The following is a 26,818-nucleotide window of genomic DNA, read 5'->3' on the forward strand; positions in this document are numbered from 1 at the left end:
GTACGGGCAGAAACGAGGCTACACGCATGGAAACCACCCTTGCCGTCGGATTTTTCGGCGCGTTGTTCGCGATCATGAATCCGATCACCAACCTGCCCGTGTTCCTGAGTGTTACGCAAGACCTGCCCGTTTCGGATCAACGCAAAGTGGCTGTGAAAACCGCGCTCTACTGCTTGATCCTTGGTGGAGCCTTCGCCGCAATTGGCAGTCAAGCGCTTGGGCTGTTCGGCATCAGCGTCGATGATTTGCGAGTCGCCGGCGGCCTTGTCGTCCTGATGATCGGGCTGAACATGCTGAACGGAAACGAAAGCAGCTCGCACCACGGAACCGACGGAGAAAAGAAATCTTACCCCGCGCCCGAGACGGTTGCGTTCTATCCCTTGGCTTTTCCGATACTGGTCGGGCCCGGCACGATCACGACCTTGATTCTCTACGCGCATCACATCAAGACACCGGTTGAAGCCATTGTCTATGCAGGCGTATTTCTGTTTGTCGTCGCTTTGTTGCTGGGGACGTTCTGGAACGCTTCGGCGCTGGCCAAACGGTTGTCGGACAATGCGCGCGTGATCATGAGCCGCTTCATGGGCATGATCCTTGCGGCTATCGCAATCAGCATGATCGCAGACGGCCTGAAGGCGTTGTTGCCCGGTCTGGCCTAGGCGTTGCATCAAACCTCGAACCCGGCCGCCTCGGTCTGCACGAACGCATCGGCGCATTGCTTGGCCAATGCGCGAACGCGGCCGATATAGGCCTGCCGTTCGGTCACCGAGATCACCCCGCGCGCGTCCAGCAGGTTGAAGATGTGGCTGGCCTTGATGCACTGATCATATGCGGGATGCGCCATGATGATGCGTTTGCAGGTCTTCGGATCGTCATGGTCCTGCGCCAGAATGGCCGCGCATTCGGCCTCGGCCTCTTCGAAATGGCGTAGCAGGACCTCGGTATTGGCCACGTCAAAGTTCCAGCGGGCATACTCCTCTTCGGTCTGCTTGAAGATGTCGCCATAAGTCAGCGGGCTGGGTGATTGCGGATCGTTGAACGGCATGTCCATCACATGGTCAATGCCCAGTACATACATCGCCAGACGCTCCAGACCATAGGTCAACTCACCCGAAACCGGCGTACAGTCGTGGCCCCCGACCTGCTGGAAATAGGTGAACTGGCTGACTTCCATTCCGTCACACCAGACCTCCCAGCCCAGTCCCCAAGCACCCAGGGTAGGACTTTCCCAGTCATCTTCGACGAACCGGATGTCGTGCAGCTCCATGTCCACGCCAATGGCCTCAAGGCTGCCCAGATACAGCTGTTGCAAATCCGGCGGGCTGGGTTTGATCAGCACCTGATACTGATAATAGTGCTGCAGCCGGTTCGGATTCTCACCGTATCGGCCATCAGTCGGGCGGCGTGAAGGCTGAACGTAGGCCGCAGCCCATGACTTGGACCCCAATGCGCGCAGGGTGGTTGCCGGGTGGAACGTGCCCGCGCCAACCTCCATGTCGTAAGGTTGCAATATAGCACAGCCTTTCGACGCCCAATAGGTCTGAAGCCGCAGGATAATCTCCTGAAATGAACGGGGTGCGCTTTTGGGTTCGGTCATGACATTTCCCTTGGACGCGCGGGGCGCCCGGTTCCGGTAGGTTCGGCCCTTCCTATGCAAGGTGCCGAAGGGCGTCAACGGGCCAATGGGCACAGGCTGTCACTGCGCAGCCACACACAGAATTCCCCGTAATCCGGGCATGGTCATCGGGTCGCGATTCCGCGTACTCTGCGCCAAAGTGAAAACACTGCAGAACACGGGCAGACAATGACACGCGTATTTACAGTTATTACATTCTTTTTCCTCTTCGGCCTGCGCGCCGCTTTTGCCCAGCAAGACGCTGGCGTTTGGGTTCAGGTTGAGGCGCAGCCTTCGCTGCGTGAAGCGCAGGAACGGGCGCAGGCCTATGCAAATGCCCTGCCCGATGTAAACGGGTTTCAGCTGAACTCTGGCTGGTATGCCATTGTTATTGGGCCTTATTTGCGCGAGGACGCCGAACAGGTTTTGCGCGTCTATCGGGCCGAGCGTCAAATTCCTTCGGACAGCTACATCGCCTTTAGCAGCGCGCTGGGGCAGCAGTTCTGGCCCGTCGGCGCAAACATTCTAAACCGCGGCGTGGTCACCGCCCCGGTCCAGCCCGAGCCGCAGCCAGACCAATCTCTGGCCGGTTTGACGCCACAAGCGGCTGACGAAACGCGGTCGCAAGCGCTGCAAGGCGAACGGCTGCTGACAGCGCAGGAACGCAGGGACCTGCAAACAGCCCTGCAAGCGGCAGGGTTCTACAACTCCACCATCGACGGTGCGTTTGGTCAGGGCACCCGCCGCTCGATGAGCGATTGGCAAAGCTTCAACGGGTTTGAGGCGACCGGCGTTCTGACCACCCTACAGCGTAAAACACTGATGGATGACTATAACGCCCCGCTGATCAGCGTCGGGATGGCGCGCTATACCGATCCGCAGGCTGGGATCGACATGGACATGCCATTGGGCGCGCTTGAGTTTGACCGCTATGAGGCCCCCTTTGCCCATTTCAAACCCAAATCCGATGTGGATGCCAAGGCGCTGCTGATCTCTCAGGAAGGCTCTGCGGCAACCTTGCGGGCGCTCTATCAGGTGATGCAATCGCTCGAAATTGTTCCGCTCGAAGGTGAGCGCGCATTGCGCAGCAACAGCTTCACCATCGAAGGCCGTGGCAAGGGCGTTGTCTCGTTCACCCAGGCGGCATTGGAAGACGGCAAGATCAAGGGGTTCACGCTGGTCTGGCCCGAAGGTGACGAGGCGCGCCGCGCACGTGTTCTGGCCGCAATGCGCACCAGCTTCACCCCGACTGACGCGGTGCTGGATGCCGGTGCCAGTGCTGACGCCGAACAGCGCATCGATCTGATCTCGGGCCTGCAAATTCGCAAACCGCGCCTGTCGCGCTCCGGATTCTTTGCGGATGCCAACGGCACGGTTCTCACCGTCACCGAGGCCGCGAACAACTGCGCCCGCATCACGCTGGATGGTGATCAAGAGGTTCAGGTGGCATGGCAGGATGCCGATCTTGGCGTCGCTGTTCTGCGCCCCAGCAAGACGCTCGCCCCGATCAGTGTTGCCGAGTTCCAATCAGAGGTTCCGCGTATTCAATCTCAGATTGCCGTCTCGGGCTTTTCTTACGAGGGTGCTTTGGGCGCCCCAACCCTAACCTTTGGTGAGATCGCCGATATTCGCGGCCTGAACGGCGAAGATGGTGTCAAACGCCTAGCACTGGCCGCGCAGCCGGGGGATGCGGGTGGACCAGTCTTTGATGACAGCGGCAGTGTCGTTGGCATGCTGCTGCCCACCCCGTCCGACGGTCGCGCCCTGCCCGGCTCGGTCAGTCTGGCCGCCAATGTCGCGCGTTTAACGGATGTGCTGACCAAAGCCGGCATTTCCGGTCAATCCGCTCAGGCTTCAGCACGGATTTCACCAAATGAGCTGAGCCGCCGCGCCAACGGGATGACCGTTCTGGTGCATTGCTGGGATTAAGCCACTAAAAGTTCAGAGAAAGGCGCTGCACCCAAATGCAGCGCCTTTCTTCTGTTTATAGAATGTCTGGAGTGACCCGGATCAGCGTTGGCCCATCGGCCTTGAAAGCGGCGCGAACAGCTGCTTGCATCTCATCCAGTGACGCTGGCGCAGCCGAATGCGCGCCAAACGCCTCGGCCAGTTTGCAGAAATCCGGGTTGCGCGCGATCACCGCGTTCGGTGCAATCTGCCCGCGCACCATGCTGTCCTCAATCTCTTTCAACTTGCCATTGTCCCAAAGGATAATGGGCAGCGAAAGCCCCAGTTCCACAGCCACGCCTAGCTCTTGCATCGTGTAGTGAAACCCATAATCACCCGCGATCACCGCGGTAGGTTTGCCGCGCCGTGCGACCGCGCCGCCGATCCCGGCAGGCAGAGCGTAACCCAAGGTGCCAAAGCCGGTCGGGTGATGCCAATGATAGGGAAACGCCATATCCCAGATTTCTTTCGAGACATAAGCAAATTGCGTCATATCCGAATAGATCATCGTATCCGGCGGCATGGCCTCCCTTAGCGTATCAACCACTGGCACGATCCCTGGGCGTTCGGCATTCACCTCAGCCCGCCAACGCGCGCGCGCATCGCGCACCTCATCCTCGGACCATCCCGTGGCCGGTTTCATCTGGTCGATTGCGAACCACAGTGCTTGGGCAAAGCTTTCACCATCTGTCTGCAGCTTCACCGCGGCGCGGTGGTGATCTGACAGAACCTGTGGATCCAGATCTACGCGCACCATGTTCGCGGTATGCCCCAGTTCACGCCGCCAAAGATCCACCTCGCCAAGCTCGGCCCCTACGACGACGACCAGATCGGCTGACGCGATCACCTCGGCGCTGCCCGGCCGGGGCAGCATGGAGCCAAAATCAAGCGGATAGTTTACACCGGCCAGCCCTCGCCCGGCGTAGGTCGTGAAACAAGCCGCGCCAAGCTGGGTCAGGATCTGCCGCCACAGGTTCGACCGACAGCCACCACCCAAGATGAACAGCGGCCGTTTCGCGATATTGAGCAAAGACAATACAGGCGCGACATCCGGCGGATGGCTTTTGTTATGCAAAGCAGGCTGGTTCGGGAACGGTGCGGGTTCAGCTTCTCCCTCTAGCTGCACAATTGGAACCTGAATATGCTTAGGGCGCGGGCGTGAAAGCTCAAACTCTTCGAAGGCACGCTCGATCAGCCCATAGGCAGTCTGCGCGTCGTTTGCCTGATAGGACCAGTCAGCAACCGTATCCGCCGCAGCGCGCTGATCTTTCATCTGATGAAGCTGACCGTGCTGCGCCTGAACATCGCTCAGACACGAAGACAGCACCAGCATTGGCACCGAATCCGAATAGGCCTGCCCAATCGGTGTCATGATATTACACAGGCCCGGACCGGTGATCACATAGGCGACCCCAGGATTGCCTGTTGCACGGGCGTATCCATCGGCCATGAACCCAGCCCCCTGCTCGTGCCGGGCCAGAACGTGGGTTATGCCTGCCTCCTCTATGCCGCGATACATTTCCTGATTGTGCACGCCAGGAATGCCAAAAATCACATCGACACCGCGATCTTTCAGCATGTGCGAGATTTGCGCCCCAAGGGGTCTTTTCATCAGTCTCTCCAGAATTGAACGGTAAATATTGCGTAGACGGCCAGCAGCTCAAGCCGCCCGACCAGCATGCCGATGGTCAGCAACCATTTGGCGTTATCATTCAGACCGGCGAAATTGCCCGCAGGTCCGATCTGATCCCCAAGCCCCGGCCCTACGTTGGCCAGCGCAGTCGCAGCCCCTGAAACCGAAGTGATGAAATCCAACCCAGTCAGCGCCAGCGCCCAGGACAGAACCCCCATCGACAGCGCGAAGAACATAAAGAAACTCATGACCGAGGTCAGCACGTCGCGACCAATAGGTCGCCCGTCATAGCGCGGTACGAACACACCATGAGGCGAGCGGATGCGGTTGATCTGGGTTTTGATCGACGCAAACAGCAACTGATAGCGGAACACCTTGATCGAGCACGCGGTCGATCCCGCGCACCCACCTATCAGCCCGATCAGAAAGAACAGCATCACCGGAAAGCTGCCCCAGCCCATATAATCGACGCTGGCATAGCCGGTGCCTGAAATGATCGACGTAATGTTGAAGAGCGACTCGCGGAATGCCCGTTCCCAATGGTGCGGAAAGACCGAGGTCAGAAACACCGTCATCGCCACCACCAGAACCACTATGGTCGCCAGAAAAGCCCGGATCTGGCTGTCTTTCCACAGCGAGCTTGTATTGCCGTTGGCCAATTGCACATAGCGTACAAACGGCAACGCCGCGAGGATCATGAAAACGGCCGCAGCATATTCCATCGGACCCGAAAAACGCGCGAATGAGCTATCGTAGTTCGAAAACCCACCTGTGGCGATTGTGGTCATGGAATGCACAACGGCATCAAAAAAGCTCATGCCAAACCCGGCATAAACGAGCGCGCAGACAAAAGTGAGAAATACATAGATCAGTGAGATCTGCCCTGCGATCTCTTGCGCACGCGGCAGGATTTTCCCCATCGTCTCAAAGCCTTCCGAGCGGAAGATCTGCATTCCTCCAACGCGCAATTCGGGCAGAAACACCATGGCAACGACGATGATGCCAATACCGCCCAGCCATTGCAGCACGCCGCGCCATAGAAGAAGACCCTGAGGCAGATCATCAAGGCCGGAAATCACGGTCGAACCTGTGGTGGTAAGCCCCGACATCGCTTCGAAATAGGCGTCGACAAAACGCAGTTCAGTTTCGCCGAAAATGAACGGAATGGCGCCAAATACCGGCAGCGCCACCCAAACGCCCGAGGTCAGCAAAAAGGTCTGGCGGATGGTCAGACCTTCGCCCACTCCGTTCGAGCAGCTCATTGCAAGAACACTGCCGATCAGCAGCGTGATGACCGCGCTTTCAAAGAAAACGTGCCATTCGCCGCGTCCTTCGACAAAATCGACAAGCATCGGCAGCAGCATGGTCGCCCCAAGTATGGCGACCAGCAGGCCAATCACATATCCGACCGGGCGAAGATCCATCATGACGGGCAGCGTTGGCGCGCCAGCCCGACAGTGTCAAGCAGATGATCCCTCTTAGCTGTCTGATTTCTCAGCAGCGACCGGCATTGCCGGGGGTTTCGACGGCGCTCGGGTGCGACGCGTGGCGGGTGCAGTCGCCTCTGTGGTTGGCTTTTCCGGGGCTGCCTTCGCGGGTGCGGGTTTGGGCTGAGCAGGCTTTGCTGCAACCGATTTGAATTCAGCAGCTTTGGTCTCAACCGGTTTTGGGGCCGCAGGCTTGGCGACAGACGGTTTCGCCGCAGCGGGCTTTGCTGCAACACGTTTAGGCGCCGCTTTAGCAGCAGGCTTGGCAGCAGCGGTTGGCTTCGGAGCACTGGGTTTAACGGCTGCTGCCGGTTTTGTGGCAGCTATAGCCTTCGGCTCTGCGGCTGATTTCGCAATCGGCTTCGTGGCAGCCGCTTTTGGCGTAGGCTTCGCGACAGGTGCCGCCTTAACTGCGGCAGGTTTCGCCTTGGGCGCAGCCTTCGCCTTGGGCGCGGGCTTAGGTTTCGCGGCGACCTTCGGTTTTGACGCTACAACCTTTGGCTTAGCGGCAGGCTTCGCCCGCTTGGCGACGGCTGGCTTCGCCGGGGCCGCCTTGCGCGCGGCTGGCGCTTGCGCTGTGGTTGATGTTTTCAGCGATGTCATTGGCAGTTCAAACGCCGCGCGGGTCATGATTTGCATGATCTCCATCTGGCTGACCATCGCATATCCGGCCATACGGATGGCCGCTGCCTGAAACTCAAGCGGTTGGGAAATCGGATTCATTGCATGTTTCTCCTGACAAAACAGAGGCAGCCGGAAAGAGAGTAAAGGACCTTACCCGCCCAAATCGTCCGGGCGGGATTGCAGGTTCGCGGTCCAAAGCGTGGCACGTCCCGGCTTCCTTTCAGGCTACACCCCAATGATCTCTCGGGTATGCAGCAGCTGCACTCCGTGATAATTTAACGCGATTCACAACGCAGATGCAGCAATATTTGCTGCATTGCGGCAATAAAGCGCCAATGGCCGAGTTTTGACTGTTTTTACAGCATCTTCCGCTGGGTTAATCAGCCGACATGGAACAGAGTCGTAAATAAACGCGGGTCCAAGCTGGCCGAGTCGAAGGTGGGACCCTCGGTTAGAATCGACACCGCATCATGGCTGTGCAGGCTTTCCTGATGGCTGGCAATCACGCGGAAATCACCGACGTGATGGTCGGCCTGCAGCTCGGCGCAGAACAGACGCGCGGCGTCTTCAACAAAGATCGGATTGGCTGCGTTCAGCTCGGCAAAGGCCTGTTCATCCTCACGCTTGACCATCACCTGCGTCTCGGTCGGCACCGCCCGACGGCACAGCGCGATCAGGTCTTCGAACCACAGGCAATCGGCGTTGCAATCTACAACAACCGAAATACGCGCGACCGAGCGCTGTGAGTGTGGCGTTGCCAACTGCCCCCGCGTGGCGCGCGCATGTTCGCTCAGCTCCAGCGAGCAGGGACAGGTCGAGGAATAGACATAGTCCAGATGCATGATCTTCAGGCGCTCTCCACCCCGTTCGACCAGCTCCAGCGCGATATCATAATACTGATAGCCGGACAGGCCCGAACGCAAGCTGTCAATCCTGTCGGGATAGGAAAACCGCATCTGGATGCGCGCATCCAGACTGTCCAGATCGGACAGATAATCGCTCAGCGCTGCTTCCATTACTTCGAAGCTAAATGTCCGCTCGGAATGCTTGTAGAACGACCGCATGATCCGGGACATGTTGATGCCCTTCTTCTCGGCCTCAAGGCTGACCGACCCGGTGACTGAGGTTTCAAGCGTCAGCTCGGCACCGCTTTTGCGGTGAAATCGGATAGGCAGGCGGAAATTCGAAATGCCGACATGCTGGATCTGCTGCTTCGATCCCCGGATCAGGCTGGACGGACCATTCTGCAGATCAGGCAAGGTGGCCTTATAGGCTGCATCCGCCTCAAACCCTTCGGGAAAGTCGCGCGATAAGGCCGGATAATCTGCCCCAGACAACCCCGGAACAAGTTGCGCAACGGCTGGATCAAGTTGGCTGATCTCAGCAGCCGACGCCGATTTCGCCCATTCGCGCAGTACCTTGAGCGCTGCGGCAGCTTGGTCGTGATCGGGTGTCTCGTTGATATCGCGCGGATGAATGTTCATTGGCACGGATCCCTTGCTAGGCCGTCGGTTATATACGACCGAGGTTTAATTACCAGTCCGGAACGATACGCGCCAAATATCATCCCGGATCGAAATTAGATGGGAAAAACCGCCACTTTTCAACCAAAAGCGCCCGATCAGGCGGATCACACCCGCCTGATCATGGGTTATCAGCGCAGTCCTAGCTCTGCGAGATGGCCAAAGCGCGTTCAATATCCGCCAGAAGATCACCAGCATCTTCCAGCCCCACCGACAGGCGGATCAGGCCCCGAGTGATACCCAACTCATCGCGCTGATCTTCGCTCAGTCGCTGATGGGTGGTTGTGGCCGGGTGGGTTGCGATCGACTTGGCATCGCCCAAATTATTCGAGATCACAGGGATCGTCAGCGCATTCAGGAACGCAAACGCCGCCGCTTTGCCACCCTTGATGTCCAGCGACAGAATCGTGCCGCCCTTGCCGCCTAGCTGCTCCTGCACCAGCGCGTTTTGCGCGTGGGTTTTCAGGCCGGGATACAGCGTCCGCTCCAGCGCCGAATGCCCTTCCAGAGCTTCTGCAATCTTCTGTGCGCTGTCAGCTTGCGCATTCACACGCAAGGCCATGGTTTCAAGACCTTTGACCATGATCCACGCACTAAACGGGCTCAGCGCGCCACCTGTATGCTTCATATAGGGCTCGACCGTGCCGCGGATGAATTCCTTGGTGCCGATGATCACACCACCCAACGCGCGCCCCTGCCCGTCAATATGTTTGGTCGCAGAATAGACAACCACATCCGCACCCTGTTCGATCGCGCGTGAGAACACGGGAGTTGAGAACACATTATCCACGATCACAACCGCGCCCACGGCATGGGCCAGCTTCGAGACAGAGGAGATATCGATCACCTCAAGCGTCGGGTTCGACATGGATTCGAAAAACACCGCCTTGGTGTCGGGTCGGATCGCGGCCTCCCATGCGTCAAGATCGGTGCCGTCGACAAAGGTCACCTCAACTCCGAACCGGATCAGGATGTTTTCAAGGATATAAAGACAGGACCCGAACAGCGCCTTGGCCGAAACCACATGGTCGCCTGCCTTCAGCATCGAGGTCAGCGCGCCATTGACCGCAGCCATGCCCGAGGCCGTGGCAAAAGCGTCCTCGCCCCCTTCCAGCGCCGCAATACGCTGTTCGAACATCGAAACAGTCGGGTTGCCATAGCGGGCATAGATGAACTCATCCGGGCCGCTTTCGATAAACCGGGCCTCGGCCTGCTCGGCGTTTTCGTAGACAAACCCCTGCGTCAGAAAGATCGCCTCGGACACCTCATTGTACTGACTGCGACGGATGCCGCCATGGACGGCTTGGGTGCGCTTATTCCAGCTCTCGCTCATCTCATTCCTTTCAGCCCCGCTTGGGAGGCAAACAAAAAACCCCAGACGCGGCCAAGCGAAAGGGGTCTTTCATCCTGACCTTTTAGCGGTGTTGTTTAGCGTGGCCCGCAATCCGGTAACAAATCGCCACGTGGTAGGCATGCGTTTACGCCGCGTCCTGAACCTCGTCAAGCCCACCCGGCCACCTGTCACGCTTTCGTAACAGGGCTCGGCGCCCTCTTGCCGTTTGCGCAGAAAGCTTCATGATCTCCGCAACCCAAGGAGGCCCCATGATTGATCTGTATTTCTGGCCCACCCCCAACGGCTGGAAAGTGTCCATCGCGCTGGAAGAGATGGAACTGCCCTACAAAACCCACCTTATCAACATCGGCAAAGGCGACCAGTTCGACCCCGAATTTCTAAAGATTTCGCCCAACAATCGCATGCCCGCCATCGTTGACCCGGACGGCCCCGACGGTGCACCGGTATCGGTCTTCGAAAGCGGCGCGATCCTGATGTACCTCGCCCGCAAGACCGGGCGGTTCTATGGCGAAACCGAGCGCGATCGGATCGCGGTCGAAGAATGGCTGATGTGGCAGATGGGCGGCGTCGGCCCCATGGCGGGTCAGGCGCACCATTTCCTGAAATACGCTCCGCAATTGGACCCGCCACAAGACCTGCCCTACCCCAAAGATCGCTACCGCTCCGAAGTCGGGCGACTCTATGGCGTACTGGATCGCAGGCTTGCTGAGCATGAATATGTCGCAGGCGATTTCTACTCGATCGCTGACATGTCGATCTGGGGCTGGGCAAGCCTGTGGGAAGGCCAGCAACAGGTGCTGGAAGACAAACCCCACTTCACCCGCTGGCTGCACATGATGAGCGCCCGCCCTGCGGTGCAAGCCGGTCGAGCCCTACATGCGGAGCTAAGAGGGGATCATCGGGACAAGCAGTCTCAGGGGGTTTTATTTAAGCGATAGATCGGCTCCGATTCCCATTTGCCTGACAATTCACGGACGAACTAAAATGCGCGTGTTATGGTCTACTCAATCTCCGGAGGTTGATGCCACCGAAGGGTTAGTTCAATGATTGATCTCCGTGCAAGGCTTCAACGGTCCATCGACCAGAAATTCTACTGGTGGTTCTTCGCCCTGATTGTGCTGACAACGCTATTGAAATCGCTGCCGTTTCTGCCCACCGGTCGAATTTGGGCCGAAGAGGGAGCAGATTTTTTGGCTGGCATGTGCGCGAAACCCACATTCGATGCCCTGACATTTCTCTTCAACAACCATCTGGAACTTCTCACAAATTTCGGCGTCTACCTGACCCGCTTCGTAGACCCGCACGCTCTGCCTACAGTCACCACAGGCTATTCAATCGCTGTCCAGAGCTTAGTGCTGACGCTGATTGCTGTGAAACGACGCGAATTGGGGCTGTCGAACTGGGCGGCGCTGGTTGTGGTCCTCTGTGCTATGGGTATTTCGCAATCGGTCGAGGTCTGGGCCAATACGATAAACCTTCACTTCTACGGCTTGCTAACCGCAGGTATTATTCTGGCACTACCTACAACAGGCAACCGATGGATTGCCTTCAGCACCTTGCTGCTGCTGTTGGCTGGCCTTAGTGGTGTGCCAGCGAACTTACTGATACCGGTATTTCTGATAGCCGCGCTCATCGAGCGTACGCGAGCGCGTTACATACAGGCGGCAATTCTTTTCGCAACAACAACGCTGCAGGTGGGGCTTTTATTGGACACGGGGTATGGCAATGAACGGGGCCTACTGCCCCCCATTGACATCATAACCTTTTCGCTTATTTCGCAAAGCTTCTGGGGTCTTTTCTTTGGTTTGCTCGGCGGCTCAAACGCCGCAAACATATTCAGAGAATTTTATTTCCAACCCTCTTTGCTTTCAGGCCTCGGCGTCGCACTACTTTTGTTTGTCAGCGTCTGGATGATGCGCCTGACTTTCCCGCTCGGTTTCTTGCGACAGCCGAACTTTCGAGGGCTAGAATGGGTTCGTATAAAATTGTTGATCGCAGGGGTGGTGGCTGCCTCGGCAACGATTACCCTTGCTTTGGGTGACAAGATGAATCTGGTATCGGCATCAAATGCCGGGCGGTACTTCTTCGCACCAAACTTGCTGTTTGTCATCGCCTTTTTGTCCATAGACAATTGGAACCCCCTCAGACGGTTTTTTCTTCTTTGTCTCTGCATCTCATCGCTGGTGGGTCTTCCTCGACAGTACAGCGGTCCGAAGTGGGCGATGGCAATGGCCAATGCCCATCCAGACCCCTCCCGTCAAACCCATCTGATCCTCGAAATCTGGCCACCAGGCTGGACAATGGCCTTACCTTCAGGCTGCCTTGACGTCAGCCAAGTCGGGACAGGGACAAAATGAGAATATCAGCATGGAAAGCTCGGACACGGCATACCAATTCGCAATTCCCACTAGAAACACCTACTTCCCTTCACTAAGGAAGAATTCGAACATCGAAAAAGGAAGACGCACGCAATGGCAAAGATCACCTATGTCGAGCATGGCGGTACCGAGCACACAGTTGAGGTCGCCAACGGACTGACCGTCATGGAAGGGGCCCGTGACAACAATATTCCCGGCATCGAGGCCGATTGCGGCGGCGCCTGCGCCTGTTCGACCTGCCACGTCTACATCCATCCCGATTGGGTCGAGAAAATCCCGACCAAAGACGACATGGAAGAGGACATGCTGGACTTTGCCTTTGAACCCGACCCGGAGCGCTCGCGCCTGACCTGCCAAATCAAAGTTACCGATGCGCTGGATGGTCTGATTGTCCAGATGCCCGAAAAGCAAATCTGATGCATCTAATAGCGCCGCGTCTTCCCTTCCGCCTGTGGCGATCATGGGCACGCGGCGCGGCTCTGACATCATGCATGTGGCTGGCCGGCGCATTGCCCGCGGTCAGCGCCGATTTCAGCGTATCAGCTCGCTTCACCGAACCAACTACGCGCTATGCACATGGGGTGTTGGGCGATGCTATCGAATATGGCGCTCTTGAAATCAGTGTTGCAACTGAACCTGCCTCCACGACTTCGCAAACGCGAGCAACCGCAAATCGCGCGAACGTAACAGTCCGCCTGCCCAATGAACGTGTTTTCGAAGACCTTTCGCCGCGCCTCACCGATGTCGATCAGGATGGAGTGCCTGAGCTTATCGTTGTGGAGTCGCACCAACAAACCGGAGCACAGTTGGCGATCTATGACATCAGAGGTCAGAAAATCGCCGCCACCCCGCATATCGGCACCCGCAACCGCTGGCTCGCGCCCGCCGGGGCCGCCGATCTGGACGGCGACGGCCGTATTGAGATCGCCTATATCGACCGCCCGCACCTCGCCAAAACCCTACGCATCTGGCGCTTTGAAAACGGCGCTCTGACCGAAATAGCCTCAATCCCCGGCCTCACCAACCATCGGATCGGAGAAGACTTCATCTCAGGCGGTCTGCGCCAATGCGATGACCCACCCGAACTGATCCTCGCCAGCGCTGACTGGTCCCGCATCATCAGCGTTTCATACCAAAATGGCTGGCAAACAAAGGACCATGGGCGCCTCAACGGCCCAAAAGATCTGACCAACGCCCTAAAGTGCTGATCCGCCCTTCATCTGGCCATAAATATCTCGGGGAGCGCGAGCGGCTGGCCCCTCGCCCCGAAACCATCAAGCCGGGCGCAGCCCGACCGCTAACCTACAGCGCGCGCCAGCCGATATCGCGGCGATAGAACCCTTCGGGCCAATCAACACCTTCGACCATGCCATAAGCCCGATCCCGCGCCTCTTGCAGCGTGTCCCCTCGCGCAGTCACATTCAGAACGCGACCGCCAGAGGCCTGAATTTTACCCTCAGCGACCCTGGTGCCCGCGTGGAACACCATGTTACGGCTATCTTCAGCCAGATCATCCAGACCGTTGATCACCGTCCCTTTTTCATAGGAACCAGGATACCCGTTGGCTGCCATCACGACCGTGATCGCATGATCGTCGGCCCAGTTCACCCGGGTCTCAGTCAGGCGACCTTCGGCGGCTGCATGCATCAGGTCCATAGCCTGCGCGCCAAGGCGCATCATCAACACCTGGCATTCCGGATCACCAAAACGCACGTTGTATTCCACCAACCTGGGCTGGCCATCCTTGATCATCAGACCCGCATACAAGACCCCCTGGAACGGAGTGCCGCGTCGCTTCATCTCGGCCACTGTGGGGCGCACGATCTCATCCATCGCACGCGCCTCAATCTCGGCACTCAGGACAGGTGCGGGCGAATAGGCCCCCATTCCACCGGTGTTAAGCCCGGTATCACCTTCGCCCACACGCTTGTGGTCCTGCGCGGTTCCGATCGACAGAATGTCCTCTCCATCACAGAGCACGAAAAGAGACGCCTCTTCGCCGTCCATGAACTCCTCGATCACCACTTCGGCCCCGGCACCGCCAAAGGCTCCGCCGAACATATCGTCAATCGCGTCCAGGGCGGTTTGTTCATCCATCGCAACGATCACACCCTTGCCGGCAGCCAGCCCATCGGCCTTGACCACGATCGGAGCGCCCTGCGCACGGATGTATTCCTTGGCTGGTCCGGCCTCGGTGAACCGCGCGTAACCCGCCGTCGGCGCGCCAGACGCGTCGCAAATTTCCTTGGTAAAGCTCTTTGAGGCCTCCAGCCTCGCCGCTTCCGCCGACGGACCAAAAACCAACACACCCGCCTCGCGCAGCCGATCGGCAACCCCTGCCGCCAATGGCGCTTCGGGCCCAACGATGACGAAATCAATCGCGTTTTCCTCGGCAAAGCTGACCACAGCTCCGCCATTCTCGATATCGAGCGCCGCACACTCTGCGATCTGAGCGATCCCTGCATTCCCCGGAGCCACAATCAGCCGATCACATTTGGGGTTCTGCATCACCGCCCAGGCCAAACTGTGCTCGCGTCCACCGCTGCCGAGAATGAGGATATTCATGAAACGCTCCGATCTGCTTGGCCTTGCCTGCGCGGCGTTCTAAGCTGCGCAGAGATTTGACACAAGGCGCTGAAATGTCCGACCTGCTTGATGACCCGATTCCGGGCCAAAACACCCCCGAATACACCGTCTCGGACATCTCGGGTGAGGTGAAGCGCACGCTCGAAGGCACCTTTGGCCGAATCCGTGTGCGCGGCGAGGTGGGGCGTGTGTTCAAGGCGCGCTCGGGGCATCTCTATTATGACATCAAAGACGACCGGAACGTACTGGCCTGCACCACTTGGAAAGGGCAGATATCAGGTCTTTCTGTCGTCCCCGAGGAAGGCCTCGAGGTCGTCGTCACTGGTCGTCTGACGGCGTTCGGGGCCCAGTCGAAATACAATCTGAACGTTGATGAGGTCGCCGTCGCCGGGCAAGGCGCGCTGATGGCGCTGTTGGAAAAGCGCAAGAAACAGCTCGAGGCCGAAGGATTATTCGCGCCCGAGCGCAAAAAACCGCTACCCTATCTGCCACAGATCATCGGCGTGGTGACCTCGCCCTCTGGTGCGGTAATCCGAGACATTCTGCACCGCCTACGAGATCGTTTCCCGCGCAAGGTGCTGATCTGGCCCGTCGCCGTGCAAGGTGCGAACTGCGCCCCCGAGGTAAGCCGCGCCATCGAAGGCTTCAACAACCTTACGCCCGGCGGGGCCCTGCCCCGACCCGACCTGATCATCGTTGCCCGAGGCGGCGGTTCGATCGAGGACCTTTGGGGCTTCAACGAAGAAAGCGTCGCTCGCGCGGCTGCCGCCTCAGATATCCCGCTGATCTCGGCTGTCGGGCACGAGACCGACACCACCCTGATCGACTATGTCTCAGACCGCCGTGCGCCCACGCCGACCGCTGCCGCTGAACTTGCCGTGCCCGTGCGGATGGAACTTCTGGCCTGGACCAACGAACAAGGCGCCCGCCTGTCACGCGCTGCAACCGATGCCGTGCAGCGCCGCAGCCAACGCCTACGCGATCTGTCCCGCGCCCTGCCGCGACCCGACACATTGCTGGAAAGCCCGCGCCAAAGGCTGGATCAAATATCAGAGCGCTTGCCCAACGCGTTGATCCGCGGCGTTCAGAACCGTCGCGTAAAGCTGCTCGACAGTGCGGCCCGTCTGCGCCCCTCGACCCTGCGTAGCTTTGTTGAAACCCGCCGCGATCGCTGGCGCAACCTGTCCTCGCGCCTGTCACTGCGCCCGATCCAGCGCGAGCTGGGAACACGCCGCGATACCCTCGACCGTCTATCCGAACGCCTGAACACCGCGCAAACAACGCGGCTGGACCGACTGCGGCAGCAGATGGATGCCACCGATCGCCTGCGCGAAACGCTCAGCTACAAGGCGACGCTTGGGCGTGGCTACGCCGTGGTGCGCGCCGAAGGGGAGGTCATCACAACCAAAGCGCAAGCCTCCGGTCACGCTGTTCTTGAGATCGAATTCGCTGACGGTCGCCTCAACACCGGGGCTTCGGGCAAAGCACCACCCAAGAAATCCAAACAGGCACCCCCTGATCAGGGTTCGCTGTTCTAACCGATGCTGACGATCTGGGGCCGCAAAACATCCTCGAATGTACAGGCCCTGATGTGGTGCGTGGGCGAACTTGGTCTCGAATACCAGCGCCACGATCTGGGCCACAAATTCGGTGGGCTGGATAGTGACGCATTTCAGGCACTGAACCCAAACCAAACCATCCCCGTCCTGCAAGATGGCGACGATCCACCGCTTTGGGAAACCGGTGCGATCCTGCGCTATCTGGCGGCTCAGTATGGTGAGGACGCTTTCTGGCCCTCAGAACCCACCCGCCGTGCGCAGATCGACAAATGGGCGGAATGGGCAAAGCTCAACGTCGCGATGGCCTTCACTGTTCCAGTTTTCTGGCAAGTGGTCCGCACAGCTGCCGAACATCAGGATGAGGTCAAAATCCGTCATGCTATCAGCAATTTAGAAACCAAACTTGAAATCGCAAACACCCAGCTTGCAGACACGTACTATCTGGCTGACAATGCATTCACTCTGGCCGATATCCAGCTCGGCCACATCCTCTACCGCTATTACGACATTCAAATAGACCGCGCATCGCTCCCGCATCTGCGCCGATACTACGACGCACTAACCCAAAGACCCGCGTTTCAACGACATGTCATGATTGGGTATGACGAGCTCAGACCACCCAACGCCTGACGTCAGACCCCAACATCCGGCCCATAGCACAGCATCTCTTCGCCGATATCCTCGGCCTCGTATAGCTCCGTTGCAGTCGGATCACCTTCGAATTGTGCGATCAAACCGCCGCCGAACTCGGTGAACACCCAGCATTGTGGCGCCAATTGATCCTCATAGACAAAGCAAATCTGCTCTTCCCACTCGTACCAGACCCCTTCCATGCAATTGCCATCCAGAAAGGACCAGATTACACGGCGATTGGGCAGATACCGCTCGACCCCATAGGCCTGCCCGTCAAACCCATAAAACAGTGTTTTCCCGCGCGTATAGGCATCAAATTCTGTCGCAGTCAGGGGGGACTGCGCCGCAACGGGTTGTGCAACAAGGGCCAACAGAATCAAGAAAGCTCTGAACATGCACTCAGTCTGTCAGATGCTGCAGCCAAGCGCCATTCAACCTTTCCTGTTCGGTCAGATCGGCAAGATAACTCTACGTCACGCCTTGATGCACAATCCTGATCATGGCGAGATCGGCAAAAACCGGGGAAACACGATGACAGCACTGCTTTTCTGGGCCGCTGCGGCCTGCGCTTTGGCCTACCTACCGCTCACCGCGCACCCTACCGGTTTTCTGCGCAGCACGCTGAAAACCGTATCAGTTGCCCTGCTGGCCGTGATCGCAATGCTGGCAAGCGCGCCTTCGTTGCTGATCCTCGCGCTCGCCCTCTGCGCTGTCGGAGATGCCCTTCTATCTCGCGAAACCGACATCACATTCATGGCAGGTATCGGAGCATTCGCCGCAGGTCATTTGGCCTATATCGCGCTGTTCCTGACCCATCCCAGCAGCGACCCTGCGGTGATCTTCGATCAACCGGCCATCTTCTGGTCTCTCATCATCCTCGGCATCATAATGGCCACTCTACTCGCCCGGCGCGCCGGAGACCTCAAGATCCCCGTCCTCGCCTATATCCCGATCATCCTCGGCATGGGCGTCACGGCTCTGGCCGTCCCGGACACGGGCGCCCTGCGGTGGGCGCTGCCCGCCGCGATGGCTTTCATCACCTCGGACCTGATCCTTGCGACAGAAAAATTCCTGCTGCCTGCCAAGCATCCGGCCCTGAAGCTTACGCCCTATCTGGTCTGGCCGCTTTACTGGGCGGCCCAAGCCGGGTTTCTGATCGCCTTCATCTGACCCTTTGCAACTGCCTTCAATCCACATTAGGTGAGGGGAACACCTGCGGAGATCAAAAATGGCGTTTTTCTCAAAGCTCAAGGACAAGCTGTTCAAATCCTCATCGCGCCTCGAAGAGGGGCTGGATGCAATTGTCGAGGATGGCGGCGAGGAAACCCCAAATCCTGATCCGGTGATCCCCGAACCAGAGCCCGAACCGCAACCGGTTCCCGAAGTGCCGGAACCCACGCCCGCGCCCCAACCGGTCGAGCCTCCCGCTCCGATCCCGGCTGATCCCACACCGGCGCCTCCACCCCCAGAGGTTCCGGAATCCAAGGGCTTGATGGGTCGCCTGTTCGGCCGAAATGAATCCAAGACCGTCGTCCGCCGCACGCTGGACGATGACATGCTGGAACAGCTCGAAGAGCTGCTGATTGCCTCAGATATGGGCGTCGACACCGCCCTGCGCGTTACGTCCAACATGGCCGAGGGGCGCTTTGGCCGCAAACTCTCGACCCAGGAAATCAAGCAACTGCTGGCACAGGAAGTCGCCCGCGTGATGGAACCTGTTGCCAAACCCATGCCGCTCTACCCCAAACGCCCGCAAGTGGTTCTGGTCGTGGGCGTCAACGGGTCTGGCAAAACCACCACCATCGGCAAGCTTGCCAGCCAGTTCAAAGCCGCAGGCAAAAAGGTGGTCATTGCCGCCGGAGACACCTTCCGCGCCGCCGCTGTCGAGCAGTTGCAAGTCTGGGGCGATCGCGCGGGCGTGCCCGTGCTCACCGCCCCTGAAGGCTCCGACCCTGCCTCGCTGGCCTTCGACGCGCTGACCAAAGCGCAGAATGAGGGCGCTGACCTGCTGATGATCGACACAGCAGGCCGCCTGCAAAACCGCGCCGACCTGATGGAGGAACTGGCCAAAATCGTGCGCGTCATCCGCAAGGTTGACAACACCGCCCCGCATAACACCCTGCTCGTTCTGGATGCGACTACCGGCCAAAATGCCCTCAGCCAGGTCGAGACATTCCGCAAACTCGCCGATGTCTCGGGCCTTGTGATGACCAAGCTCGACGGCACAGCCAAAGGTGGCGTGCTGGTCGCACTCGCCGACAAGTTCGGCCTCCCTATCCACGCCATCGGTGTCGGTGAGCAGATCGACGACCTCGCCCCGTTCGATCCCGAAGAATTCGCCGCCGCCCTGACGGGTCTGCAACCCTGATCCGCCCCTTCATCTGGCCACAAATATCCCGGGGGTCCGGGGGCAGAGCCCCCGGCCTGTCCACCCAAGCGAAAGCCCTGATTTGAGCGACTGGCTGATCTCCCTCGAAGGCACCGAAGCGGGCCATCACCTCGCCCTCGCCCTCGCGCTGATGGCCGCCTTCCTGCACGCCGTGTTCGGCGCCCTGCAAAAGGGCCGCCACGACCCATGGATGTCGCGCGGCGCCATCGATGCCTGCTATTGCCTGATGGCGATGCCTTTTGCGTTGTACGTTGTCCCGTGGCCCGAGCCTTACATGTGGCCCATCTTTGGTGTCGTCTGGCTGATCCATATCGGCTACAAAACCCTGCAGGCCGCCGCCTATACCAAAGGGTCCTACACCGTCGTCTACCCGGTCGTGCGCGGCACTGGCCCGCTTTTTACTGTGATCGGAGCCTATCTCCTCTTCGGAGAAACCTTTTCAGCCACCCAATGGCTTGGCGTCGCGACGTTGCTCGCGGGCATCTTCGGCCTCGCCGCCTATAACCTGCGCTACCTCGAAACCAACCGCGAAACGCTGGGCATCGCGCTGGCTCTGGCGCTCGCGACAGGCCTCTTCGTCGCGCTATACACCACTTACGACGCCTACGGCATCCGCGCGACGGCCGACCCCTTCACCTTCCTTGCGTGGTTTTTCATGATCGACGGGGCCGCGATGCCGATCTATGCCGCGCTTAGATACCGCGCCATGATCCACCGCCCCGCGCTCGGCCCCTTGATGCTGCGGGGGCTGGCCGGCGGTATCATCGCACCGATGTCCTTTGGCGCCATCATGATGGCCACACGGCTCGACAAGGTTGGTGAGGCCGCTGTATTGCGCGAAACCTCCACCGTCTTTGCGGCGCTCATCGGCTGGCTGGTCCTGAAAGAAACTGTCGGCCCCAGACGCATTGCCTTGATGGCATTGATTGCACTCGGCGCCGTAATAGTTGAAATGGGCGGGTAAGCAGCAGGTCGGAATCATGGCAGAGAAAAAAGACATCAATCCATTCCTCAAACAGGTGCTGGAACTTGGGCCTCCGCTCGCGTTCTTCTTCATATACCTGCGTCTGCGTGATGACAGTTTCGTGATCGGCGGCACCGAATATTCAGGCTTCATCGTCGCCACCATCCTGTTCGTGCCCCTCATGCTGGCCGCCATGGGCATCCTCTGGTATCTGACCGGCAAACTCAGTCGGATGCAGATTTTCACCGCCTTCATGGTGATTTTTTTCGGAGGCCTGACCGCCTGGTTCAATGACGAGCGGTTCTTCAAGATGAAAACCACGCTGGTCTATGGCTTTTTCTCCCTCATCCTCGGCATTGGCCTTTTGCAGGGAAAGTCCTATCTGGCATACGTTTTGGATGAAATGCTGCCCATGCGCCACGAAGGCTGGATGATCCTGACACGGCGCCTTTGCGCCTGCTTCGCGGCGCTGGCTGTGGCCAACGAACTGGTCTGGCGCACATTGTCGACAGACCTCTGGGTCAAGATCGAAACCTTTGGGTTTCCAATCGCTTTGATGGCGTTTCTGATGCTCCAGTTCAACATACTCCAGAGCTATATGGATGATCCCGATCAGCAATAAACCTTCATGGTTTTGCAGGGTATACTAACAATATTTCTTGGCTTAAGCGCAAAGCTGTGAAAAGTTAGGTCACCACCCGCACCACTCAATCCCGGAGACCAATGCCCGTATGATGGCTTTCCCAAACAGCGGATTCCTTTCCGAGGCTTCCGAAGAACTTCGCGAAATGCTGGCCGCCCAGGCCACCGAACTCACTCTGGACAAAGGCGAAGTCTTGTTCGAGCAGGGCGATGAGGGGGACGCACTCTATGCCATTCTCTCTGGCAATCTCGAAGTATCGTTCCTTGCGATGAGCGGGCGCAAGCTGTCGCTCAGCATGATGCGCCCGGGTGAAGTTTTTGGGGAAATCGCATTGTTTGACAATGACTCCCGAACCGCAACCGTAACGGCCACTGAGCCTTCAAAAGTGCTTCGTGTCCGTCGGCGCGATGTGATGGCGCAGATCCGTGAACACCCCGATCTGGCCGTTGATCTGATCCGGCTAGCAGGCGTGCGCATGCGCCGGATGGGCGCGCAGTTGAACGAGCAGGTCTTCCTGCCGATGCCAATCCGTCTGGCGCGCAGGCTGTTGTATCTGGCCGGTCAGCAGGACTCGCCTAACGCAAAAATCACGCTCTCACAAAGCGAGCTAGCCGAATTTGTGGGTGCCACCCGCGAGGCGGTATCGAAAACCATTTCGATCTGGAAACGCGACAATGTGGTCGAAGCCTCACGCGGCGGGCTGCAGATTCACGACTTCGACGCCCTGCGCCAACTGGCTGAATCCGATTTAATCTAAATTTTCGGCCCAGGTGTGATCCGCTTCACATACGGAAGCCAACGATTACCCTAGGGTCAACCCTGTTACCGTAGGAGGTCGGCTTTATCATCCCCGATATCTGTCCACCGACCTCTCCCTGTACCAGAGCCATATGCCTTCCCCGGCATATGGCTTTTTTCTTGGAATTCTCAGTCCACTTGAAAATAAACTCGTTCTCAACAGAAACAGATCGACAGACTCCAAACTGCCCATTTGCGTTTGCTGCGATTTACCCATTAGCAGGTGCGAGCGTGTCGGCTATCATACTAGTATTCTGTTCAGCTAAAGCCGTTCACCTGAAACAACTTAAACCGAATTGGAGGACCATTTGTCTGACGTATACCTAACTGTTCTTTACCCTTGGCCTAAAAACACATCACAATTTGAGGTCGATTACCAAGCTCACTTAATATTGCTTCACGAGAAAGCTGGCATCCCAACCGATGCGCGGCCCTATTCCGTGACAAAGTTTCTCTCTGGTCCTGACGGTAATCCGCCATTCTATCAGATGTTTTCCATGCCCTTTGCCTCGGCCCAGGCGCTTCAAGACGCAATGAGCACTGAAGGTATGCAGCAAGTCGGAGCAGATGCCGCGCGTATCTCTTCTGGTGGGTCTCCTGTCATCCTTATCGGAGAAAAACAATAGGCGCATCCTGTTGTTGTATGAAGATCAGCCAGCCCAATAAAAACTGCCCTTCCAGCACATCTCCAGCCCACCGATCCAGTTTTCGATTGAACGTCCACAAAGCAAAAGGCCGGACGAAACGTCCGACCCTGCTACAATTGTGACGCGGGACCTTACTACTCCAAGCTCAGCGCCACGAAACGCGGTTCTCCGCCGCGCCGCACCAGCAGCAACAGCGATTTGCGCCCCGCTTCCTGCGCCTCTTCCATACGGGCTTCAAGGTCAGCAATCGAGGTCACCTTCTGTTGCCCCGCCTCCGTTATCAGATCACCGGCGCGCAGGCCTTTCTCAAAGGCTTCCGAGGTCTCATCCACATTGGTGACCAGCAGCCCTTCGGCCTCGGCATCCAATCCCAATTCCTCACGCTGGCTGTCGCCTAGCGGGGCAATGGTCAGACCAAGAATGTCTTTATCCTCTTCCGCGGGTGCTTCTGCCTCGGGCTCCTCGCCATTTTCGGCGCGCTCGGCATCCTCACGGCGGCCCAGCGTTACCAGCACGGTCTGCGTGCCGCCATCGCGGTGCACAACCACGCGCACGGACTTGCCCACGGTGGTCTCCCCCACCTGACGCACCAGACCTCGCGTATCTTCAACCTCAACTCCATCAAAGCTGATGATCACATCTCCGGCCAGCAGGCCCGCTTCTTTGGCGGGGCCGTCAGGGACATCACTGATCAGCGCACCGCCGGGTTTGTCGAGGCCCATCGCCTCGGCCATATCCTCGGTCACGTCCTGAATGCGTACACCCAACCAGCCGCGGCGGGTTTCACCGAACTCGCGCAGTTGATCAACGACTTTGATCACCACGTTTGATGCCATCGAGAACCCGATGCCAATCGAGCCGCCATTGGGCGACAGGATGGCGGTGTTCACGCCGATCACCTCACCATTCATGTTGAACAGCGGCCCGCCCGAGTTGCCCCGGTTGATCGCTGCATCTGTCTGGATGTAATCGTCATACGACCCGCTCAGCGCCCTATTCCGCGCCGAGACAATTCCGGCCGAGACCGAAAAGCCCTGACCCAGCGGGTTGCCCATTGCAATCACCCAGTCCCCGACGCGGGCCGTATCGCTATTGCCAAACTGTACATATTTCAGCGGCCCTTCGGCCTCGACCTTCAGCAGTGCGATATCGGTTTTTTCATCCTTGCCGATCACCTTGGCCACCAGCTCTTCTGCAGGCTGGCCATCCCCGGGGAAGAATTCGACCAGAATTTCATCCGCCTCGGCGATGACGTGATTGTTAGTGACGATATAACCGTCTTCCGAGATCACAAAACCGGACCCTAGCGCGTTACTACGACGTGGACGGTTTTCATCATCCCCGCCATTGCGATCCTGAAACTCGCGGAAGAAATCTTCGAACGGAGAGCCCTCGGGCACAATCCCCTGAGGGCCGGTCTGACCTTCGATCAGTGTCGAAGTGGTGATATTCACCACCGCCGGGCTGATCTGTTCAGCCAACGGTGCCAGACTTTCGCCCCGTGCCTGGGCGGCCACGGATTGCGCCAAAACCAGCAACATCCCAACAAAGGCCAGCCACATCAGCCGCATCATTACCAAAACATCGTCCCGCCGGACGGACACACTGCGCGCTTTTGCCTGCACTTGGGGTCTCCTTGTCGACAATTCTTTTGCGGGTACCGATCAGATACCCCTCTTGGCAACCAATGTAGTCAGTTTGGCCAAGCCCGCAACTCGAGATCGCGGGGAAATCACCAGCGCGTGAAACCGTCGCATCAAAATCCGACTTGATACGCGCCCCAAAGCAACACCAGCCCGCTGACGACGCAGAGCAATCCCATCAGCCGTCGCGCCTGTTCAGGCAGCGCGCGCAGCGCTTCAAGCATGCGCTCAATAAGCGAAGGGGCCAGCGCATAGGCCAGCCCCTCGACAATCAGTACCAGCCCAAAGGCCAGAAGGATCATTCCCATTACTGGGAGGCCTTCCCGGTGGGCGATTTCAGGTAGTTGAAGAACTCGGAATTCGGGCTCAGCACCAATGAGCTGTTCCCGCCCTGCAGTGCATTTTCATACGCGGACAGCGAGCGGTAAAACTCAAAGAACTCCTGATCGGCGCCGTAAGCTTCGGCAAAGATCGCGTTGCGTTCCGCATCCGCTTCACCGCGAATGATCTCGGCTTCACGGTTCGCGTCCGACACCAGCTCGACCACAGTCCTGTCGGCTTGCGCGCGCACACGCTGCGCCGCCTCGTTACCCCGAGCGCGCTCATCGGTCGCCTCACGTTCCCGTTCAGCCTTCATCCGGTCAAAGGTCGCTTCAAGGTTAGCCTGCGGTAGATCGGTTGCCTTCAGACGCACGTCGATCACGCTGACGCCCAGCGCCTGCGCCTCGGCAATCGCGCTGTTGCGGATGCGCAGCATCAGCGCGGCACGGTCCGAGCTCAGAATGTCACGGGACGATACCGAACCCAGAACCTCACGCGTTTCAGCACGCAGGATACGGTCCAGACGATCCTCGGCGACCGGGATACCACCAACACCAACGGCCTGACGGAACTGCTCCAGATTAGAAATCCGATAGCGCGCAAACGCATCCACAACCAGACGCCGGTCATCCAGAGGTGTTACCTCCAGCGGCTGCACGTCGATCGACAGGATGCGGTCGTCATAGCGCACCACTTCCTGAATCAGAGGAATCTTAAAGGCGAGACCTGGATCTTCTTTCACAGCCACAACGCGGCCGAATTGCAGAACCAGAGCACGCTCACGCTCATCCACGATGAAGATCGAGGACAGGATGCCGACGATTGCGACGAAAACGATCGGCAGAATGATTGTCGTTTTACGCATCAGTTGCTCTCCCCTGCAGGGTTACGGCGCAGTTCGTTCAGCGGTAGATATGGCACGACGCCTTGTCCCTGACCGGTCGAGTTCTCGTCGAGGATGATTTTATCAACGTCACCCAGAACCTGCTCCATCCGCTCCAGATACAGGCGCTTGCGCGTCACATCCGGCGCTTTGGAATATTCCTCCAGAACGGCGCTGAAACGGCTGGCTTCACCCATGGCGCTGTTGATCTGCTGGGCGCGATAGGCTTCGGCCTCTTCCAGAACCTGCGCCGCTTCACCGCGCGCTTCCGCCAGAACACGGTTGGCATAAGCGTCGGCCACGTTCTGCAACCGGTCACGTTCCTGCGCGGCGGCCTGAACGTCACGGAAGGCCGCGATCACCTCTTGCGGTGGGTCGGCTTTGTCAAAGTTCACACGGATGATGTTCACACCCGAATCGTAGCTGTCCATGGTCGACTGGATCAGTTCCTGCAAACGCTCGGCGATGATACCGCGATCCCGGTTCAGGATCGGAGCCAGCTCGCTTTGCGCAATAATCTCACGCATCGCCGATTCCGACACCGCGCGGATCGTCTGGCGCGGGTCACGCAGGTTGAACAGGAACTTGGCCGGGTCGTTAATATTCCAAACGACCTGATAGTCGATATCGACCACGTTCTCGTCGCCGGTCAGCATCAGACCATCATCGCTGCCACGGGCGCCGCCCATATCCTCGGTCTGTTCGCGAGTGACCGGGATAACCTCAGCCGTCACAACGGGCCATGGGGCGAAGTTCAGACCCGGGTTCCCAACAGCGGAAAACTCACCCAGAAACAGCTCAACCGACTGTTCTTCGGGTTTGACAGTGTAGAAACTGGCCGCAGCCCAAAGTCCTATCGCAACCAGAGCACCGATAGCTACGGTCCCTCTGGTAAAGATCGGGCCTCCGCCACCACCGCCTGAACCATTTGTGCCACGGCCACCGCCGCCACGACCGCCCATCAGGACGCGCAGCTGTTCCTGGCCTTTTTTCATCAGCTCATCGATTTCGGGAATCTGCGGGCCATCGCCTTCGGGGGGCTTGCGCCCGTCCCCGTTATTGCCCCGATTTCCTCCGCCACCGGATGAGCCTCCGCCCCCCCAGGGGCCGCCGCTGTTGCCCGCCATATGTGTCTTATCCCTTGTATTGGACCAGTTGTAGGACCGTGTGATCACGGGTTCCCTTGTAACT

The 26,818-nt window shown here is 58.5% G+C and carries 26 protein-coding genes and 1 riboswitch; of the genes, 14 read left to right on the forward strand and 12 right to left on the reverse strand.

The window, feature by feature from the left end; genetic code table 11:
- Positions 1-26: 26 nt before the first annotated feature.
- Positions 27-659, forward strand: coding sequence for a MarC family protein (locus ACR0NN_RS03785; protein ID WP_170583726.1), 633 nt, complete (start codon positions 27-29; stop codon positions 657-659).
- A gap of 8 nt (positions 660-667) precedes the next feature.
- Here the strand turns inward: ACR0NN_RS03785 and ACR0NN_RS03790 are convergent, their stop codons facing one another.
- Positions 668-1,597, reverse strand: coding sequence for a glycine--tRNA ligase subunit alpha (locus tag ACR0NN_RS03790; protein WP_170719839.1), 930 nt, complete (start codon positions 1,595-1,597; stop codon positions 668-670).
- A 207-nt stretch (positions 1,598-1,804) separates the two neighbouring features.
- On the opposite strand from ACR0NN_RS03790, the gene ACR0NN_RS03795 reads away from it, so the two are divergent.
- Positions 1,805-3,544: a serine protease gene (locus ACR0NN_RS03795; RefSeq protein WP_170719841.1), complete on the forward strand. Its 1,740-nt coding sequence runs from the start codon at positions 1,805-1,807 to the stop codon at positions 3,542-3,544.
- Positions 3,545-3,599: 55 nt separating this feature from the next.
- On the opposite strand, the gene ACR0NN_RS03800 is transcribed toward ACR0NN_RS03795, so the two are convergent.
- From ACR0NN_RS03800 to metZ, 5 genes are all read right to left on the reverse strand, one after another.
- Positions 3,600-5,174 carry a thiamine pyrophosphate-binding protein gene (locus ACR0NN_RS03800; protein WP_170719843.1) on the reverse strand — a complete coding sequence of 525 codons (1,575 nt, stop codon included), beginning with the start codon at positions 5,172-5,174 and terminating at the stop codon, positions 3,600-3,602.
- Positions 5,174-6,622 (reverse strand): TrkH family potassium uptake protein, encoded by a 1,449-nt coding sequence (locus tag ACR0NN_RS03805; protein WP_170719844.1) that lies wholly within the window; start codon positions 6,620-6,622, stop codon positions 5,174-5,176. The genes ACR0NN_RS03800 and ACR0NN_RS03805 overlap by 1 nt, the downstream gene beginning before the upstream one ends.
- Before the next feature lie 51 nt (positions 6,623-6,673).
- Entirely contained in the window at positions 6,674-7,405 is a 732-nt protein-coding gene (locus ACR0NN_RS03810) for a hypothetical protein (RefSeq protein WP_170719846.1), read from the reverse strand.
- Positions 7,406-7,686: 281 nt separating this feature from the next.
- The gene (gene folE2, locus ACR0NN_RS03815) at positions 7,687-8,790 is read right to left on the reverse strand and encodes a GTP cyclohydrolase FolE2 (RefSeq protein WP_170719848.1); all 1,104 of its coding nucleotides are present in this window, start codon (positions 8,788-8,790) and stop codon (positions 7,687-7,689) included.
- 181 nt (positions 8,791-8,971) lie between these two features.
- A complete protein-coding gene (gene metZ, locus ACR0NN_RS03820; RefSeq protein ID WP_480683919.1) occupies positions 8,972-10,162 on the reverse strand; it encodes an O-succinylhomoserine sulfhydrylase in 1,191 nt (396 codons plus the stop codon).
- 62 nt (positions 10,163-10,224) lie between these two features.
- Positions 10,225-10,302, reverse strand: a riboswitch (SAM riboswitch).
- A 129-nt stretch (positions 10,303-10,431) separates the two neighbouring features.
- On the opposite strand from metZ, the gene ACR0NN_RS03825 reads away from it, so the two are divergent.
- The 4 genes from ACR0NN_RS03825 to ACR0NN_RS03840 all read left to right on the forward strand — a co-directional run bounded on the left by ACR0NN_RS03825 (position 10,432) and on the right by ACR0NN_RS03840 (position 13,769).
- Positions 10,432-11,121 carry a glutathione S-transferase N-terminal domain-containing protein gene (locus ACR0NN_RS03825; RefSeq protein ID WP_170719854.1) on the forward strand — a complete coding sequence of 230 codons (690 nt, stop codon included), beginning with the start codon at positions 10,432-10,434 and terminating at the stop codon, positions 11,119-11,121.
- 192 nt (positions 11,122-11,313) lie between these two features.
- A complete protein-coding gene (locus ACR0NN_RS03830; RefSeq protein WP_170719856.1) occupies positions 11,314-12,540 on the forward strand; it encodes a hypothetical protein in 1,227 nt (408 codons plus the stop codon).
- A gap of 114 nt (positions 12,541-12,654) precedes the next feature.
- A complete protein-coding gene (locus tag ACR0NN_RS03835; RefSeq protein WP_170719857.1) occupies positions 12,655-12,978 on the forward strand; it encodes a 2Fe-2S iron-sulfur cluster-binding protein in 324 nt (107 codons plus the stop codon).
- Positions 12,978-13,769, forward strand: a complete 792-nt coding sequence (locus ACR0NN_RS03840; RefSeq protein ID WP_170719859.1) for an FG-GAP repeat domain-containing protein — start codon at positions 12,978-12,980, stop codon at positions 13,767-13,769. The genes ACR0NN_RS03835 and ACR0NN_RS03840 overlap by 1 nt, the downstream gene beginning before the upstream one ends.
- Positions 13,770-13,863: 94 nt before the next feature.
- On the opposite strand, the gene purD is transcribed toward ACR0NN_RS03840, so the two are convergent.
- Positions 13,864-15,126: a phosphoribosylamine--glycine ligase gene (gene purD / locus ACR0NN_RS03845; RefSeq protein ID WP_170719862.1), complete on the reverse strand. Its 1,263-nt coding sequence runs from the start codon at positions 15,124-15,126 to the stop codon at positions 13,864-13,866.
- Between the two features lie 74 nt (positions 15,127-15,200).
- On the opposite strand from purD, the gene xseA reads away from it, so the two are divergent.
- Both xseA and ACR0NN_RS03855 read left to right on the forward strand, forming a co-directional pair.
- Positions 15,201-16,685, forward strand: coding sequence for an exodeoxyribonuclease VII large subunit (xseA, locus tag ACR0NN_RS03850; RefSeq protein ID WP_170719863.1), 1,485 nt, complete (start codon positions 15,201-15,203; stop codon positions 16,683-16,685).
- A gap of 3 nt (positions 16,686-16,688) precedes the next feature.
- Positions 16,689-17,336, forward strand: a complete 648-nt coding sequence (locus tag ACR0NN_RS03855; RefSeq protein ID WP_170719864.1) for a glutathione S-transferase family protein — start codon at positions 16,689-16,691, stop codon at positions 17,334-17,336.
- Positions 17,337-17,338: 2 nt separating this feature from the next.
- Here ACR0NN_RS03855 and ACR0NN_RS03860 read toward each other — a convergent pair whose 3' ends face one another.
- The gene (locus ACR0NN_RS03860) at positions 17,339-17,734 is read right to left on the reverse strand and encodes a hypothetical protein (protein WP_170683044.1); all 396 of its coding nucleotides are present in this window, start codon (positions 17,732-17,734) and stop codon (positions 17,339-17,341) included.
- Between the two features lie 136 nt (positions 17,735-17,870).
- Between ACR0NN_RS03860 and ACR0NN_RS03865 the strand changes: the two genes are divergently transcribed.
- The 6 genes from ACR0NN_RS03865 to ACR0NN_RS03890 all read left to right on the forward strand — a co-directional run bounded on the left by ACR0NN_RS03865 (position 17,871) and on the right by ACR0NN_RS03890 (position 22,759).
- On the forward strand, positions 17,871-18,509 hold the full coding sequence (locus tag ACR0NN_RS03865; protein ID WP_170720195.1) for a lysoplasmalogenase: 639 nt from the start codon (positions 17,871-17,873) through the stop codon (positions 18,507-18,509).
- Positions 18,510-18,567: 58 nt separating this feature from the next.
- Complete coding sequence (gene ftsY, locus ACR0NN_RS03870; RefSeq protein WP_170719865.1) at positions 18,568-19,707, forward strand: signal recognition particle-docking protein FtsY; 1,140 nt, start codon at positions 18,568-18,570, stop codon at positions 19,705-19,707.
- Positions 19,708-19,789: 82 nt separating this feature from the next.
- Positions 19,790-20,692, forward strand: coding sequence for an EamA family transporter (locus tag ACR0NN_RS03875; protein WP_170719866.1), 903 nt, complete (start codon positions 19,790-19,792; stop codon positions 20,690-20,692).
- Between the two features lie 16 nt (positions 20,693-20,708).
- Positions 20,709-21,314, forward strand: coding sequence for an inner membrane-spanning protein YciB (locus tag ACR0NN_RS03880; protein ID WP_170719867.1), 606 nt, complete (start codon positions 20,709-20,711; stop codon positions 21,312-21,314).
- 109 nt (positions 21,315-21,423) lie between these two features.
- The gene (locus ACR0NN_RS03885; RefSeq protein WP_170719868.1) at positions 21,424-22,092 is read left to right on the forward strand and encodes a Crp/Fnr family transcriptional regulator; all 669 of its coding nucleotides are present in this window, start codon (positions 21,424-21,426) and stop codon (positions 22,090-22,092) included.
- A 349-nt stretch (positions 22,093-22,441) separates the two neighbouring features.
- Positions 22,442-22,759, forward strand: a complete 318-nt coding sequence (locus tag ACR0NN_RS03890) for an EthD family reductase (RefSeq protein ID WP_170719869.1) — start codon at positions 22,442-22,444, stop codon at positions 22,757-22,759.
- Between the two features lie 155 nt (positions 22,760-22,914).
- Here ACR0NN_RS03890 and ACR0NN_RS03895 read toward each other — a convergent pair whose 3' ends face one another.
- The 4 genes from ACR0NN_RS03895 to hflK form a co-directional block, all read right to left on the reverse strand.
- Positions 22,915-24,354 (reverse strand): Do family serine endopeptidase, encoded by a 1,440-nt coding sequence (locus ACR0NN_RS03895; RefSeq protein ID WP_480683996.1) that lies wholly within the window; start codon positions 24,352-24,354, stop codon positions 22,915-22,917.
- 182 nt (positions 24,355-24,536) lie between these two features.
- Complete coding sequence (locus ACR0NN_RS03900) at positions 24,537-24,731, reverse strand: DUF2065 domain-containing protein (protein WP_170669666.1); 195 nt, start codon at positions 24,729-24,731, stop codon at positions 24,537-24,539.
- Entirely contained in the window at positions 24,731-25,609 is an 879-nt protein-coding gene (hflC, locus tag ACR0NN_RS03905; RefSeq protein WP_170719871.1) for a protease modulator HflC, read from the reverse strand. The genes ACR0NN_RS03900 and hflC overlap by 1 nt, the downstream gene beginning before the upstream one ends.
- Positions 25,609-26,754 carry an FtsH protease activity modulator HflK gene (hflK, locus tag ACR0NN_RS03910; RefSeq protein ID WP_170720197.1) on the reverse strand — a complete coding sequence of 382 codons (1,146 nt, stop codon included), beginning with the start codon at positions 26,752-26,754 and terminating at the stop codon, positions 25,609-25,611. Before hflK ends, hflC begins: the two co-directional genes overlap by 1 nt.
- Between the last annotated feature and the right edge of the window lie 64 nt (positions 26,755-26,818).

The organism is Ruegeria sp. BA2, assembly GCF_056539605.1.

Bases quoted from the DNA above. Each gene is read 5' to 3' on its own strand.
- ACR0NN_RS03785 (WP_170583726.1), top strand. From the start codon at position 27: ATGGAAACCACCCTTGCCGTCGGATTTTTCGGCGCGTTGTTCGCGATC.
- ACR0NN_RS03790 (WP_170719839.1), bottom strand. From the start codon at position 1,597: ATGACCGAACCCAAAAGCGCACCCCGTTCATTTCAGGAGATTATCCTG.
- ACR0NN_RS03795 (WP_170719841.1), top strand. From the start codon at position 1,805: ATGACACGCGTATTTACAGTTATTACATTCTTTTTCCTCTTCGGCCTG.
- ACR0NN_RS03800 (WP_170719843.1), bottom strand. From the start codon at position 5,174: ATGAAAAGACCCCTTGGGGCGCAAATCTCGCACATGCTGAAAGATCGC.
- ACR0NN_RS03805 (WP_170719844.1), bottom strand. From the start codon at position 6,622: ATGATGGATCTTCGCCCGGTCGGATATGTGATTGGCCTGCTGGTCGCC.
- ACR0NN_RS03810 (WP_170719846.1), bottom strand. From the start codon at position 7,405: ATGAATCCGATTTCCCAACCGCTTGAGTTTCAGGCAGCGGCCATCCGT.
- folE2 (WP_170719848.1), bottom strand. From the start codon at position 8,790: ATGAACATTCATCCGCGCGATATCAACGAGACACCCGATCACGACCAA.
- metZ (WP_480683919.1), bottom strand. From the start codon at position 10,162: ATGAGCGAGAGCTGGAATAAGCGCACCCAAGCCGTCCATGGCGGCATC.
- ACR0NN_RS03825 (WP_170719854.1), top strand. From the start codon at position 10,432: ATGATTGATCTGTATTTCTGGCCCACCCCCAACGGCTGGAAAGTGTCC.
- ACR0NN_RS03835 (WP_170719857.1), top strand. From the start codon at position 12,655: ATGGCAAAGATCACCTATGTCGAGCATGGCGGTACCGAGCACACAGTT.
- ACR0NN_RS03840 (WP_170719859.1), top strand. From the start codon at position 12,978: ATGCATCTAATAGCGCCGCGTCTTCCCTTCCGCCTGTGGCGATCATGG.
- purD (WP_170719862.1), bottom strand. From the start codon at position 15,126: ATGAATATCCTCATTCTCGGCAGCGGTGGACGCGAGCACAGTTTGGCC.
- xseA (WP_170719863.1), top strand. From the start codon at position 15,201: ATGTCCGACCTGCTTGATGACCCGATTCCGGGCCAAAACACCCCCGAA.
- ACR0NN_RS03855 (WP_170719864.1), top strand. From the start codon at position 16,689: ATGCTGACGATCTGGGGCCGCAAAACATCCTCGAATGTACAGGCCCTG.
- ACR0NN_RS03860 (WP_170683044.1), bottom strand. From the start codon at position 17,734: ATGTTCAGAGCTTTCTTGATTCTGTTGGCCCTTGTTGCACAACCCGTT.
- ACR0NN_RS03865 (WP_170720195.1), top strand. From the start codon at position 17,871: ATGACAGCACTGCTTTTCTGGGCCGCTGCGGCCTGCGCTTTGGCCTAC.
- ftsY (WP_170719865.1), top strand. From the start codon at position 18,568: ATGGCGTTTTTCTCAAAGCTCAAGGACAAGCTGTTCAAATCCTCATCG.
- ACR0NN_RS03880 (WP_170719867.1), top strand. From the start codon at position 20,709: ATGGCAGAGAAAAAAGACATCAATCCATTCCTCAAACAGGTGCTGGAA.
- ACR0NN_RS03885 (WP_170719868.1), top strand. From the start codon at position 21,424: ATGATGGCTTTCCCAAACAGCGGATTCCTTTCCGAGGCTTCCGAAGAA.
- ACR0NN_RS03895 (WP_480683996.1), bottom strand. From the start codon at position 24,354: ATGATGCGGCTGATGTGGCTGGCCTTTGTTGGGATGTTGCTGGTTTTG.
- ACR0NN_RS03900 (WP_170669666.1), bottom strand. From the start codon at position 24,731: ATGGGAATGATCCTTCTGGCCTTTGGGCTGGTACTGATTGTCGAGGGG.
- hflC (WP_170719871.1), bottom strand. From the start codon at position 25,609: ATGCGTAAAACGACAATCATTCTGCCGATCGTTTTCGTCGCAATCGTC.
- hflK (WP_170720197.1), bottom strand. From the start codon at position 26,754: ATGGCGGGCAACAGCGGCGGCCCCTGGGGGGGCGGAGGCTCATCCGGT.